The following is a 13964-nucleotide window of genomic DNA, read 5'->3' as shown; positions in this document are numbered from 1 at the left end:
GGCATGGAAACCGCTCTCGAGGCAACCGGGCTCACGCGGTCGTTCAGCGGCATCCGTGCCGTCGACGATGTCAGCCTCTCGATCCCGGCCGGCGGCGTGGTCGGCCTGATCGGGGCCAACGGCGCCGGCAAGACCACCTTCGTCAACATCGTGACCGGGTATCTGCGCCCGGACAGCGGCACCGTCACCTGCGGCACGCGCGACATCACCGGCCTCGGGCCGCGCCGGATCCGCCGGCTCGGCGTGTCGCGCTCGTTCCAGATCCCGCAGCTCTTCCTCGAGCTGACGGTGTTCGAGAACCTGCTGCTGGCGGTCCGGGTCGCCGGGACCAACCGCGGCGGCTTCCTGCACCCGCTGCGCCCGGCCAACGACGCCCGGGCGCAGGCAGAGGTGGATCGGATGATCGGGCGCTTCCGGCTCGAGCCCTACCGCGCGCAGCCGGTCGGGGAGGTGCCCGGCGGCATCCGCAAGCTGCTCGACGTCGCGATGGCGACCGTCGACCATCCGCAGGTGCTGCTGCTCGACGAGCCGACCAGCGGCGTCGCGGCAAAGGAGAAGTTCGGCTTCATGGACCTGGTGATGGATGCCCTGTCGGAGGAGCGCGCCGCGGTCCTCTTCGTCGAGCACGACATGGAGATCGTGCGCCGCTATGCGGACCGGCTGATCGTGTTCCACGAGGGCCGGGTGCTGCTCGACGACACGCCCGAGCACGTGCTCGCCGATGCCGATGTGCGGCGCTTCGTGACCGGGGCGAAGGCATGAGCGCGGCGATGCCCGCGCCACCGGCCGGCGCACCGGTCCTCGCGGTCGAAGGGCTGACGGTCGCGATCCAGAAGGTGACGATCCTGCACGGGATCAGCCTGAGCATCGAGGCCGGCGAGATGGTCGCGCTGATCGGCCACAACGGCGCGGGAAAGACCACCTTCCTGCGCGCGCTGATGGGCATCCAGCCGCTCGCGGCGGGGCGGATCGACTTCGCCGGCGCGCGGATCTCCGACCAGCCGCTGCACCGCCGCGCGGCGCTGCGCATCGGCTACATGCCGGAAGACCGCCGGCTGATCCCGACGCTGAGCGTGGCGGAGAACATCCTGCTGCCGGGCTGGACCACCGGCATCGCCGATGCGGCGGAGCGGCTCGAGGGCATCTACGCGATGATCCCGGAGATCGCGAAGGTGGCGTCGCGGCCGGCGCTCTCGCTCAGCGGCGGGCAGCAGAAGCTGGTGGCGCTGGCCCGCGCGCTGATGATCGGCGATCGCCTCCTGCTGCTGGACGAGCCCTTCGAGGGGGTCGCCCCGGCGCTGGTCGAGCGCTTCCAGGAGATCGTCGCCGGCCTGCGCAGCGAGGCGCGGACGGTGCTGATCTGCGACAGCAGCCTCGACCGCGAGCGCAGCCTCTATTCGCGCTGGATGACGATCGAGCGGGGCGCCGTGGTAACCGGCATGGATGGCCGCGAAGGGCAGCCCGCCGCCTGACCCGCGCCGCCGCCCCGCGCTCCGCGCCGCCCGGGAGCGGCGGCGAGGGCAGGGCCCCCCGGTCGATCCGGCACCCTCCGGCGCGGCGACCACCGCGCCGGGAGGGCGGCGATGCCCCCTCCGGCGCACCGCTGGCGCCGGAGCCCGAGCCGATCCGATTGAATCGAACGGAAGTCCACCCGCGGGCCCGGTTCCGGTTCGCCCGGTCTTCCGGAGGCGGCGGGCGGCAGGCATGTCGAAAACCCTGCCGGTCGATCCTCGCATCCGGTTCCTAGCTGCCGAGGAGGGCGGCACCTGACATCTCCAAGTGGCGGCACGGTCTGCGCCGGTGCCGCCAGTGTCAGCCCTTGGCGCCCGCGCTGCCACCGAACACCCGCGTGGGCGTGCCGGTGGCGCCCGCATCAACCCTTCGCACCCGCTCGCTTGCGAGACGGGAAGGCCCCGCCCGGGTCCTCTCGCCGGCGACCGCCGCTCCGGCCGCATCATGCCGCCGGGCGCCCTCACCCGCACACGCCCCGAAGAGACCCCCGACCTCACCGCCCGAGCGCCAAGCGTGGCGATCGCCACCGCGCCCAAGCATCAGGTTGAGGCACGCTACAGCGCGCCTCCCACCGCCACGGGGCAATCGGCAGGGAGGACCGCAGATGCCGGAGAACAGGGTCGCCCGGGCATCCCGAGGAAGTGGTGGGACCGCTTCGAGGCCCGCCCGCCCTCGATCCGGCCCGGCTCCACGCTTCGCTCCCGCCAATTCGCGACGTCATCGCCGGGACCCGGGCGAAGACCGGCCCGGCGCGGACCCGGGGGCGATGCCGCAGAGGTGAACGCCTCCGGATGGGGACACCGGACGGCCGCTGGAAGCCCCATGGACGCTGCGCGCCCGGCGCCATGCAAGGTCCGCCGGGACGACCACCCGCAACATGGAGGCCCCCTTCGTGCCGCGCCAGCCGGTCACCGCGCCAGCTTCGAGGCCGACATGGAGCGCGCTCGTTCCCGAACGCCGCCCGCGCGACGGTGTCTCGCGCGATCTCCCCAGCCACGGGGATTGCGGACGAGGCTGCTGATCCAGGCCGCCGGCGCGTGGCTCCCGGTCCTTCCGCCCCGCAGCCCGGAGTCCAATCCCGCCGAGACTGCCTTCCCGAAACCGAAGGCCCTGCTCCAAAGGGTGGCCGAACGCGGCATCGGCGCCCTGTGCTCCGCGATCGGCCGGACCGCCGGCATCTTCACCCAGGCCCTATGCCGAGGCCACGTCGGCGCAAGCGGCGGCGATCCAGACCGATGCTAGGCCGCGCGGGCCAGCACAAGGCTCGCCGCTGAAGCCTGTCCCTTGGCCAGCGGGCACGAAGTGACGGATGGCCCGTGTTCCCGCATGGCCGGCCGGCCCCCCGCCCTCTCCGAAACGGCAGCCCATTCCGCGCCGCTCCCGCCCCCGGCTCCCGGACGCCGGGGGCATCTCGGGAACCGCAGCACCTTAGGGTAGACGTCACGTGCCCTGCGGCACCGGCCCTGACGCATCCCGGCCAGTCAGTGCTGGGGGCGGACCCAGCCACGGATCACCCGGACTGCACCCGACAGCGCAAGACAGGCACCGCCCGGCCGCGAGCGAGAGGACAAGTCAGGCGTCGGCGCCGTACGCATCGGGAATTCCGGCCCCTTCTGCCTCCGCCCCACCTCTGTGGTGCAGTGCCACCATGGCCAACGACGCCGACAAGATCCGCGCCTTGGCGGTGGGCGGAGGCGCGATCTGTTTCCGCGTCGACACCGCTCCCCTTGGGAGAGGATCGATCCTGCGAAACGCTCCGGCGCCGCGCCACCGCCGGCGATCTTTCCGCCGGGCCGGCCGTGCTCGACTGCTCGAACGGTGATGCCAGGCGGGGCGGGCAGATCGCCGGCGCTGGGGGAGGCGCATCGGGACGACCGAAGCCGCTGCCTCCGGCGGGACCGTTCGCGCCGATTCTGCCGGGATGTCTCGCCCGGTCCTGTGGCTCCGGCGGGGCTGATGCCCCGCCGGAGCGGCCGAACTGGAGGGGTGCGAACGAGCGCAGCGGCCCGCCATCCCGCCGCACTTCCGGCTTCGTGCAGCGGCGCTCCGGGGCGCAGCGGTATGCAGCGATTGGCCGCGAAGAACCCGATCCGGTCGGGCTCTGGCGCCGGCTGGCCGGAGATCGCCGCGGCGTTGACCTAAAGGCGCGCGGCGGGATGGCGGATGCAGCCCCGGTCCTGCGGCTCGGACACCGGTATCGAGACGGTGAGCCGGAGCCGGCCAGGGCGGCAGCGGGCGGGATCGGCTTGTCGCGGATGCCGATCGCCCGCGCATTGGCCGTGCGGGGCCGGATGTTTGGGCGGCAAGGCGCGGGATTTCCGTGCGGGACAAAGCTCCGGCCCCATCCTCCGATTGGCGGAACGAGGCACCGCGGCGGGCCGCCGGCGCCACCAGCCCGCCGGCGGCGCCGATCGCGCCGCCATTGGCCGGTTCGGCGGGTGCGGGAAGTTGGGCTACATCGACCGGGTGGAGCCCGGCCTGGACCGGCCGGTGCTCGGGATCCGTGCCGCCAGGCGGGCCGTCTGCCGGCTGGCGTTGATGGATCGCCAACGGCCGTTCCGATGGGCAGGTATCGGCAGGGAGACGCCGATCTCATTGTACTCCACTGCAAGCACGCATCGTTGGCCGAATAGGGCGATGATTGCCGATGCCCCTCGTGTCCGAGCGCCACCAGCCCGCCGGCGGCGCCGATCGCGCCGCCATTGGCCGGATCGGCGGGTGCGGGAAGTTGGGTCGCCCCGGCCGGGTGGAGCCCGGCCTGGACCGGCCGGTGCTGGGGAGGCTTGCCTCCGGGTGGGCCGTGCGCCGGCTGGCGTCGATGGATCGGCGGCGACCGTTCCGATCGGCAGGAAAATGGCGATCTCATCGCGCTTCACGGCAAGCATGCATCGTTGGCGGAACGGGGGCGATGATTGCGGATGTCCGCTCGTGCGCGGCCGGGGGAGGCGGTCTTGCAGGCCCGGTGTTGGCCGGGGTTTCTTTCGCGGCGCCGTAGTGCGGCGGGCGGCGCACGATCCACTTCCACCTCGGCGCGGCGGTCTTCCTGGGGAGCGCCGGCGGTCGTCGGGCGGTCCGGAGCGCGCTGTTCGCTGGCGCCTCATCGTGCGGCCGGGGGTATCGGCGCGGTCTTCAGCGGTCTTCAGCGGTCTGCCGGCCCCGGCGCGGCGCTCCGGCGGGTCAGCGCCTTGCGGGCCCGAGCCGGCGGCGCCCGAGGAGCATCAGGGTGGCGTTGCGCCCGGCGCGCAGCAGGGGATAGGCGACACGCGCCAGCGTCTCCGAGCGGAACAGCCAGGCCGAGAGGCGGTTGAACAGGCCGCTGCGCGTCGAGAGCAGCGCGAGGCGGTTGAGACAGTCGGCGCCGTGATGGTCGCGTCCGTCGAGATGCAGCAGCATGCCGTCGTCGAGATCGAAGCCGAGCGCCCGGGCGCGCTCGACCTCGGGCCCGCCCTCGCGCGCATCGATCAGGGCGACCGGTCCGATCGCCTGCTTCAGCCGCATCAGCCCGACATAGGAGCTGCAGAAGGGGCAGTCTCCGTCATAGATGATGTGGTTCCGGATGCCCATGCCGACCGCCGATCTCGCTCCCGCATACCCGGCTAACATGAGGACTGCGGCGCCGGTTTCAAAGGGGTTTCGGTGGCGCAGGCGGCCAGGGCCGGGGCCAGAGCCGGGGCCGGGGCCAGGGCCGGGCGCGGGGGCCTAGAAATCGAGGCTCGCGCCGAGGGACAGGCCGGTCACCCGGTCGCCGAGGATCACCGATGCGCGCAGGCTGAGGCCCGCCGGCATGTCGCGGCCGCGCAGCGTGACGCCGCCGCCGAGCTCCGCGGCCGCCGGAAAGCCCGCGATGTCGCCCGGCAGCGCGGGGAAATAGTTGACGCCGGCGAAGCCGAGCCAGCGCAGCGCCAGGCCGCTCTCCGGCGTCCAGAGCGGGCCATCGGCCTCGATCCGCGCGGAGACCGCGGGGAAGGGGATCGGCTGGTCGATCGCCCGGGCGGTCGCCACCGTCACCGGGGCATAGAGCACGCCGAGGCCGAGCGCGCCGTCGAGGGTCACGTCGCCGCCGAGCCCCGCCCTGTGCCGCAGCTCCAGCGAGGCGCCGGCAACCGGGCTCTCGAGGCGGGCATCGGCGAGGATCCCGTCGACCACCGCGAGCAGCAGCCCGGAGAAGGGGCCCGAGGTGGTCGCCTCGGAGCGGATCCGCGCATAGCCGCCGAGCAGCATCGGCCGCAGCGTGGTGGCGCTGCCGAGCGGCACCGTGACCCCGAGCCCGGCGACGACCATCTCGCCGCTCATGCTCACGTCGAACCCCGTGGGAAAGGCCGGGATGATCGCCACCTGCGCGCGCTTGTCGATGTCGAAGCTGCCGAAGGTGATCTGGACCACCGGGCGCAGGCCGCGCCAGACCGGCGCGAACTCGTGCGACAGCGGCAGCCGCAGCAGATCGACATCGATCGGGCCGAGCGGATCGGCATCCACCGTGAGCCGGGCCAGCCGGGCGCCCGGGGTCACGCCGAAGAGCCCGAGCGCGGGCAGGATGTTGGCGATGCCGCTCCGCTCCAGCGCGTCGTCCTCGAGATCGGGCAGCTCGATCGTCTGCCCCCCGCCGGGGCCGGTGCCGGCCAGCAGCGCCAGAAGACATCCCGCCAGACAGTTCCGGATACGCACGGAATCCCTTCTCCGGGTGCCTGCAGCCAAAGGCGAGAATGATTGACGCGTGACTGATTGTCGAGCAGGATTATCGGCCGTTAGTGAGGGTGGCGTCAGGATGGTACTGCGCGTGAATGCAGTTTGGGATGGCCTGTTGGTGTTGTCCGGGCGCGAAAGGCGAAGGGACAGACCATGGGCAACTTCACCGGAACCGCCGGCCCCGACACGCTGACCGGCAACGACGGCGAGAGCAATGTCATCGACGGGCTGGCCGGCGACGACAGCCTGACCGGCGGCGGTGCGCTGATCTCCGTGCCGGACACCGACGACACCATCTTCGGCGGCGAGGGCGACGACGTCGTGCTTGGCGTCGGCGGGTCGGACATGCTGTTCGGCGGGCCGGGCGACGACAACATCCAGGCCGGTCCGGGCGATGGCGGCCCGGGCGACGCGGACACGCTCGACGGCGGCCCCGGCGCCGATTTCATGACCGGCCAGAGCGGCCCGGACGTCTATTTCGTCGACGATCCCGGCGACATCGCGGTGGAGTTCAACAGCGCGCCGGAGATCGACGAGGTCCGCTCCACCATCAGCAGCAATCTCAAGACCCTGGTCGGCCCGGGCAACGAGTTCTCCGAGAACGACATCGAGAACCTGACGCTGCTCGGCAGCGCCGATCTCGACGGCACCGGCAACGACGCCGACAACCTGATCACCGGCAACAGCGGCGCCAACGCGCTGAGCGGCGGGCTCGGCGACGACACCCTCGAGGGCGGCGCCGGCGACGACACCCTCGACGGCGGCGACGATGCCGACACCGCGCTGGTCGGGGTGACGCGGGCCGCGGCGGAGGTCTCCTTCGACGGCGCCGCGGTGGTCATCGTCTCGGCCCTCGGCACCGACCGCTTCGAGAACATCGAGAGCTTCGCCTTCACCGACCAGACCATCGCTGCCGGCGATCTGACTGAGGACATGAACACCGCCCCCGCGGCCAGCGACGACAGCGCGTCCACCGCCTTCGAGACCGCCGTGCTGATCGACGTGCTCGCCAACGACAGCGACGCCGACGGCGACACGCTGACCATCGCCAGCGTGTCGGGCCCGGCCAGCGGCACCGCGGCGATCGAGGGCGGCCAGGTGCGCTACACCCCGGCCGCCGGGTTCAGCGGCGGCGTGATGTTCGACTACACGGTCTCCGACGGCATGGGCGGGTCGGACACCGCGACCGTGACGGTCACGGTGGCGGCGGCGGCGAACACGGCGCCGGTGGCGGCGGACGACAGCGCGGGCACCGCCTTCGAGACCGCCGCGCTGATCGACGTGCTCGGCAATGACAGCGACGGCGACGGCGATGCGCTGACCATCGTGAGCGTGACCAGCCCGGCCAATGGCACCGCGGCGATCGAGGGCGGCCAGGTGCGCTACACCCCGGCCGCCGGGTTCAGCGGCGCGGACATGTTCACCTACACCGTCTCCGACGGCATGGGCGGCACGGACAGCGCGAGCGTCACCGTCACCATCGATGCCGGCGAGGCCTCGTTGCCGGCGGGCCGCGATGCCTTTCTCGGGCCGAACTCGGGCGGCGCAGGCGCGGCCGCAGCGGGCGCGGGCGCGACTGCAGACGGCTTCGGCTTCGACCTGGGCGCGTTCTACGCCTTCGATTTCGGCGGGTTCAGCATCTCGACGGGCTATTCGGTCGAGATCGACGAGCCGGCTTTCGGCACGGTCTCCCGCTCCGGCGATGTTCTCGAATACAGCCCGGACCCCGACTACAACGGCCCGGTGCTGCTGTCCTACACCTTCTCGGACGGGGTTGCCGCGGAGACCGGCCGCATCGGCTATCTCGGCTGGGACACCGGCAACCCGGTGGCCAGCCCGCTCGATGCGCAGTTCTCGCTCGGGGCGGCGCTGGCCTTCTCGAACGGCGGGATCGGCACCCTCTCCGACGACACCGGCGGCGATTTCCTGAGCTTCCTCGGCTTCGATTTCGACGGCGATGCGGAGCGGGCCCGGCTCGAGCGCGAGGGCGTCGCGCCGCCCGACTTCTCCGTCAACGGCATGACCGTCGCCGAGCTGGCGGAGGGCGACCTGATCGATGTCCTCGCCGCCGCGGTCAACGACGAGGGCTTCCTCACCTTCGATCTCGAGATCGGCGGCGAGATGGTCTTCGCCATCGATCTCGACGAGGATGTCGACAGCATCGATGCGGTTCCGAACGACACCAGCTCGTTCCTCTACCGGGTGCGCGATCCCGCGGGCAATGCCTCGATCGGCGTGTTCTCGATCGAGAACGGCACCGACGCGACGCCGAACGCGGGCCCGGTCGCGGGCCGCGACACCGTCGGCATGCTCGGCACCGCCGCCGGCCTTCCGACCGGGATCGACGTGCTCGCCAACGACACCGATGCGGACGGCGATGCCCTCACCCTGGACATGATCCCGACCGATCCGGAGCACGGCACCGCGGCGATCGTGGAGAACCGCGTCATCTACACGCCGGATCCGGGGTTTGCCGGGGTCGACAGCTTCGTCTACGCGCTGCGCGACGGCAATGGCGGGCTCGCCGTCGCCGAGGCCCGGGTCATCGTCACGGATGCGGACTGCGCCGGGATCGGCGGCACCGGCGCCGCGGACCAGCTCTCCGGCAGCGCCGCCAACGAGTGTTTCGACGGGCTCGCGGGCCGCGACACCGTGGTCTTCGCCGGCACCCGCAGCGAGGCCGAGCGCGCCTTCGCCGGCGACGGCGTCGCCTTCGACGGCCCCCAGGGCACCGATCTGCTGATCGGCATCGAGCGCGCCGAGTTCGACGACGGCGCCTTCATCTTCGATGCCGGCGGCGCCGATCTCGGCTACATCTACCGCACCTATGCCGCGGCCTTCGCGCGCACGCCGGACGAGGGCGGCTTCATCTTCTGGAACGACGCGATCAACACCGGCGCCTTCAGCCGCGCGGGCGTCGCGCAGTTCTTCGTCGACAGCCCGGAATTCGCCGAGAAGTTCGGTGCGAACCCGAGCGACGGGGACTTCATCGACGCGCTGTTCAACAACGTGCTGCTGCGCGACCCGGACGACGGCGGCCGCACCTTCTGGCTCGACGCCTTCGAGACCGGCCTCTTCGACCGCGCCGACATGCTGGTCTTCTTCGCCGAAAGCCCGGAGAACGTCGCCCGCAACATCGAAAACCTCGACGTCGGCGTCTGGGTGGTCTGAAAGGTCGCGCGCCCGGGTCCTGTCGCGCCGCCGCCGGGGCTGCTAGAAGGCGGCAGACTCGCACCCGGCGCCTCGGTGCCCCGGCTGCCGGCGGCGGTCCGGGCAGGGAGGCGCCAGTGGTCAGGGCGGCAATCCGCATCCTCAGTTTCGCCGTGCCGGTCGCGCTCGCCGTGGCGGTGCTGATGGTCGTGCTCGGGGGGCGGCAGCCGCCGCAGCAAGCCGCGCTCGCCGAACGCGCCCGCAGTGTCCGGGTGATCACGGTCGCGCCGGTGGACTTCGTGCCGGGGGTCACCGGCTATGGCAGCGTCGCGCCGGTGCGGACCTGGGACGCGGTGGCCCAGGTGCCGGGCCGGATCGCCTTCGTGCATCCGCGGCTGCGGGTCGGCGCGGTGCTCCGCGAGGGGCTCGAGATCATCCGCATCCGCGAGGAGGATTACGAGCTCGCCGTGCAGGAGGCGCGCTCCAATCTCGACGCTGCCGAGGCGCAGCTCCGCGAGCTCGAGGTGAGCGCCGAGAACGCCGGGCGCTCGCTCGAGATCGAGCGGCGCTCGATGGAGATCAAGCGGGCCGACCTGGAGCGGCAGGAGGGGCTGGTCAAGCGCGGCGTCGCCAGCCAGTCGACCCTCGACACGGTGGAGCGCGACTTCCTCACGCAGCAGGTGAGGGTGCAGGAGCTGGAGAACGCGGTGCGCCTCTTCCCGGCGCAGATCGCGACCCAGCGCACCCAGATCGCGGTGGCCGAGGCGCGGCTCGCCACCGCCCGGCTCGAGCTCGAGCGGACCAGCATCCGGATGCCGTTCCGCGGCCGCATCTCGGAGATCGGGGTGGAGGCGACGCAGTTCGTCGCCTCGGGCACCCGGCTCGCCGCGGCGGGCGACATCAGCGCCGCCGAGATCGTCGCGCAGGTGCCGCAGGACCAGTTCGCCCGGTTCGTCTCGCTGGCGGTGCCGGGCGATTTCATCCCGGTCTTCGAGGATGACGGCGAGAGCGAGAGCACCGGCGACCCGCGCGCGGCGATGGCGGCGCTCGACTGGGAGGCCACCGTCACGCTGCAGATGGAGGCCCGCGACGTGCGCTGGCCGGCGCAGGTGATGCGCACCGCGGATGCGATCGACGCCGGCAGCCGCTCGGTCGGGGTGATCGTCCAGGTCGAGGGGCCCTATGCGGACCTCAAGCCCGGCACCCGCCCGCCGCTGGTCAAGGGCATGTTCGTGCGCGTCGAGCTGCGCGGCCGGGCGCTGGAGGCGCAGCGGGTGATCCCGCGCGGCGCGCTGCATGACGGGCGGGTCTTCGTCGCCGATGCCGAGAACCGGCTGCGGGTCCGTGAGGTCGCGGTGCGCGCGGTGCAGGGCAGCGATGCGCTGATCGCGGCCGGGCTCGAGTTCGGCGAGCGCGTGGTGGTCAGCGATCTCTCGCCGGCGATCGAGGGCATGCTGCTCGACCCGGTCGAGGCCGCGGGCGGCGGGGAGCCCGCCGAATGATCGGCTATTTCATCCGGCATCCGACGCTCGCCAACCTGCTGATGATCGCCTTTCTGGCGGTGGGCGCGGCGATGCTGCCCGGCCTGCAGCGCGAGACCTTCCCGCGGATCGAGCCCTCGCAGGTCGAGATCAGCGTGCTCTATCCCGGTGCCCGGCCGGAGACGGTGGAGGAGGCGATCTGCCAGCGGCTCGAGGATGCGCTCGACGCGGTGGACGATGTCCACGAGATCACCTGCGAGGCGCTCGAGGGCATGGCGACCGCCACCGCGGAGATGCGCGAGGGCGCGGCGCTCGACCGCTTCGCCGCCGATGTGAAGACCGAGGTCGAGGCGATCGACGATTTCCCCGAGCTTGCCGAGGCGCCCATCGTCAAGCAGCTCGGGCGCACCGATTTCGTCGCCTCGGTGGCGATCACCGGCGCGCTGACCCGGCCCGACCTGAAATCCCTCGCGGAGGAGATCAAGCGCCGGATGCAGGCCTATGGCGGCATCCCCAAGGTCGCGATCACCGGGTTCTCCGAGCGCCAGTTCCGCATCGAGATCCTCGACGGCACGCTGCGGCAATACGGCCTCAGCCTCGAGGAGGTGGCGGCGACGATCCGGCGCCAGAACGTCGATCTGCCGGTGGGCACGATCCAGGCGCGCCAGGGCGAGATCCTGCTGCGCTTCGCCGACGAGCGGCGCAGCGTCGAGGCGCTGCGCGACCTGGTGGTGATCGCCAGCCCCGAGGGCGGCCAGGTGCGGCTGAGCGACATCGCCCGCATCGACGACCGCTTCGAGCAGGAGGAGGTGAAGTATCTCTTCGACGACGAGCCGGCGGCCTTTCTCGAGATCACCAAGTCGGCGGGGGACGACCTGCTGGTCGTCGTCGAGCGCATCGAGGCCTTCCTCGCCGAGGAGCGCCAGCGCGCCCCGCCGGGGGTCGGGCTGACGCTGGTGCAGAGCTCGGCCGACATCGTGCTCGACCGGCTCACGCTGCTGATCGAGAACGGTGCCATGGGGCTCGTGCTCGTCGGGCTGACGATGTGGCTGTTCTTCGGCGCGCGCTATGCCTTCTGGATCAGCGCCGGGCTGCCGGTGGCCTTCGTCGGCGGCATCGCGGCGATGGCGGTGCTGGGCTACTCGCTCAACATGCTGACCATGGTCGGGCTGCTGATCGTGGTCGGCATCCTGATGGACGACGCCATCGTGATCTCCGAGAGCATCGCCAGCCGGCGCGAGGCCGGCGCGGCGCCGATGGAGGCGGCGCTGGAGGGGGTGCGCGAGGTGGCGCCGGGGGTGGTCTCGTCGTTCCTCACCACGCTCTGCGTCTTCGGCTCGCTGGCCTTTCTCAAGGGCGATATCGGGCAGGTGCTGCGGGTGGTGCCGGTGGTGATGATCGCGGTGCTGGCGCTGTCGCTGGTCGAGGCCTTCCTGATCCTGCCGAACCATCTCGGTCATGCGCTGCACGCCGCCGGCGGCGGGCGCGGGCGGGTGCAGCGCACGGTGGAGGCCGGCATGGCCTGGCTGCGCGACCGGCCGGTGGTCGGCCTGGCGACGCTGGCGGTGCGCGCGCGCTACGCCACGCTCGGCCTCGCGGTGGCGGCGCTGCTGCTCGCGGTCACCGCCATCGCCGGCGGCGCGCTGAAGTTCAGCGCCTTTCCCGATCTCGACGGCGACACGCTGCAGGCGCGCATCCTGCTGCCCCAGGGCACGCCGCTCTGGCGCACCGAGGAGGTGGTGGCCGACGTGGTCGCGGCGGCAGAGCGGATCGACGCCGCGCTGACCCCGGAGCAGCCCGGCGGGCAGCGCCTGGTGCGCCACACCACGGTGAAGTTCAACGTCAACGACGACGCGCACGAGACCGGCGCCCATGTCGCCACCGTGAGCCTCGACCTGCTGAGCTCCGAGAGCCGCAGCATCGACAACCAGCACTTCTTCGCCCGCTGGCGCGCCGAGACCGGCCGGCAGGCCGACGTGATCTCGCTGAAATTCGCCGAACCCTCGCTCGGCCCCGCCGGCCGCGCCATCGAGATCCGCCTCTCGGGCGAGGATCTCGGCGAGCTGAAGGCGGCCAGCGAGGCGCTCAAGACCTGGCTCGAGAGCTATCGCGGGGTGGTCGACGTGCTCGACGATCTCCGCCTCGGCAAGCCGGAGATCAAGATCCGCATCAACGAGGAGGGGCTGATCCTCGGCCTGCGGGCGCAGGACATCGCCGACCAGCTGCGCGCCGCCTTCTTCGGCTCCACCGTCGACGAGATCCAGGTCGATGCGGAATCCTACGAGATCGACGCCCGCCTCGCCGGGATCGACCGCGACGATGTCGCCGCCCTCGACGGTTTCGTGATCGTCACCCCGGACGGCGCGCTGGCGCCGCTCTCCTCGGTGGCCAGCATCGAGCGCGACCGCGGCTTCGCCCGGATCAACCGGATCGAGCGCCGCCGCACGGTGACCGTGGAGGGCGATGTCGACACCCGCTTCGCCAATGCCAACGAGGTGATCGCCGACACGCTGGCGCGCTTCGTGCCCGGGCTGGCGGCGCGCCATCCCGGCGTGACCATCGGGCTCGAGGGCCAGTCGGCCGAGACCGCCACCACCCAGGGCTCGATGATGTCGGGCTTCGTGCTCGGGCTGGTCGGGGTCTATCTGGTGCTGAGCTTCCAGTTCCGCAGCTATGTCGAGCCGGTGATCGTGATGATCCTGATCCCCTTCGCCTTCATCGGCGCGGTGGCCGGGCATCTGCTGATGGGGGTGGATTTCTCGATGCCGAGCATGCTGGGCTTCGCGGCGCTCTCGGGCGTGGTGGTCAACGACTCGATCCTGCTGGTCAACCGCATCAAGCTCCACCACCGACCTGGCGCCACGGTGGCCGAGACCGCGCCGGAGGCCACCCGCGCCCGCTTCCGCGCGATCCTGCTGACCTCGCTCACCACCATCGCCGGGCTGTTCCCGCTGCTGCTCGAGACCAGCCTGCAGGCCCAGGTGCTGATCCCGCTGGTCACCAGCCTGGCCTTCGGGCTGCTGGCCTCGACGGTGCTGGTGCTGGTGGTGGTGCCGGCCTTCTACGCGGTGCTCGACGATCTCGGCGTGACCACGCTGGCCGCCGAGCGCCGGGCGCGGGCCGCCGCGGGCCGGC

7 protein-coding genes are annotated in these 13964 nt (G+C 72.0%); 5 read left to right on the top strand and 2 right to left on the bottom strand.

The window, feature by feature from the left end; all coding sequences use genetic code 11:
- Positions 1-3: 3 nt before the first annotated feature.
- Both QSJ97_RS15765 and QSJ97_RS15760 read left to right on the top strand, forming a co-directional pair.
- The gene (locus QSJ97_RS15765; protein ID WP_285672827.1) at positions 4-762 is read left to right on the top strand and encodes an ABC transporter ATP-binding protein; all 759 of its coding nucleotides are present in this window, start codon (positions 4-6) and stop codon (positions 760-762) included.
- Between the two features lie 8 nt (positions 763-770).
- On the top strand, positions 771-1472 hold the full coding sequence (locus QSJ97_RS15760; RefSeq protein WP_285672825.1) for an ABC transporter ATP-binding protein: 702 nt from the start codon (positions 771-773) through the stop codon (positions 1470-1472).
- A 3217-nt stretch (positions 1473-4689) separates the two neighbouring features.
- On the opposite strand, the gene QSJ97_RS15750 is transcribed toward QSJ97_RS15760, so the two are convergent.
- Together QSJ97_RS15750 and QSJ97_RS15745 are read right to left on the bottom strand one after the other, a co-directional pair.
- Entirely contained in the window at positions 4690-5076 is a 387-nt protein-coding gene (locus QSJ97_RS15750; RefSeq protein WP_285672822.1) for a DCC1-like thiol-disulfide oxidoreductase family protein, read from the bottom strand.
- A 135-nt stretch (positions 5077-5211) separates the two neighbouring features.
- Entirely contained in the window at positions 5212-6177 is a 966-nt protein-coding gene (locus QSJ97_RS15745; RefSeq protein ID WP_285672820.1) for a hypothetical protein, read from the bottom strand.
- 174 nt (positions 6178-6351) lie between these two features.
- Here QSJ97_RS15745 and QSJ97_RS15740 point away from each other — a divergent pair, with 174 nt between their 5' ends.
- The 3 genes from QSJ97_RS15740 to QSJ97_RS15730 all read left to right on the top strand — a co-directional run.
- Positions 6352-9369: an Ig-like domain-containing protein gene (locus QSJ97_RS15740; protein WP_285672818.1), complete on the top strand. Its 3018-nt coding sequence runs from the start codon at positions 6352-6354 to the stop codon at positions 9367-9369.
- Positions 9370-9485: 116 nt separating this feature from the next.
- Complete coding sequence (locus tag QSJ97_RS15735) at positions 9486-10850, top strand: efflux RND transporter periplasmic adaptor subunit (protein WP_285672817.1); 1365 nt, start codon at positions 9486-9488, stop codon at positions 10848-10850.
- The coding region (locus tag QSJ97_RS15730; RefSeq protein WP_285672815.1) for an efflux RND transporter permease subunit at positions 10847-13964 on the top strand (3118 nt) is incomplete at its 3' end. The genes QSJ97_RS15735 and QSJ97_RS15730, both read left to right, overlap by 4 nt.

This window comes from Paralimibaculum aggregatum, assembly GCF_030270585.1.
Lineage (GTDB): Bacteria > Pseudomonadota > Alphaproteobacteria > Rhodobacterales > Rhodobacteraceae > Thermohalobaculum > Thermohalobaculum aggregatum.
The sequence above is the reverse complement of the archived record's forward strand: the minus strand, read 5'-3'. Positions and strand labels throughout refer to the sequence as shown.

Coding starts and splice junctions, on each gene's coding strand:
- QSJ97_RS15765 (WP_285672827.1), top strand. CDS start 4: ATGGAAACCGCTCTCGAGGCAACCGGGCTCACGCGGTCGTTCAGCGGC.
- QSJ97_RS15760 (WP_285672825.1), top strand. CDS start 771: ATGCCCGCGCCACCGGCCGGCGCACCGGTCCTCGCGGTCGAAGGGCTG.
- QSJ97_RS15750 (WP_285672822.1), bottom strand. CDS start 5,076: ATGGGCATCCGGAACCACATCATCTATGACGGAGACTGCCCCTTCTGC.
- QSJ97_RS15740 (WP_285672818.1), top strand. CDS start 6,352: ATGGGCAACTTCACCGGAACCGCCGGCCCCGACACGCTGACCGGCAAC.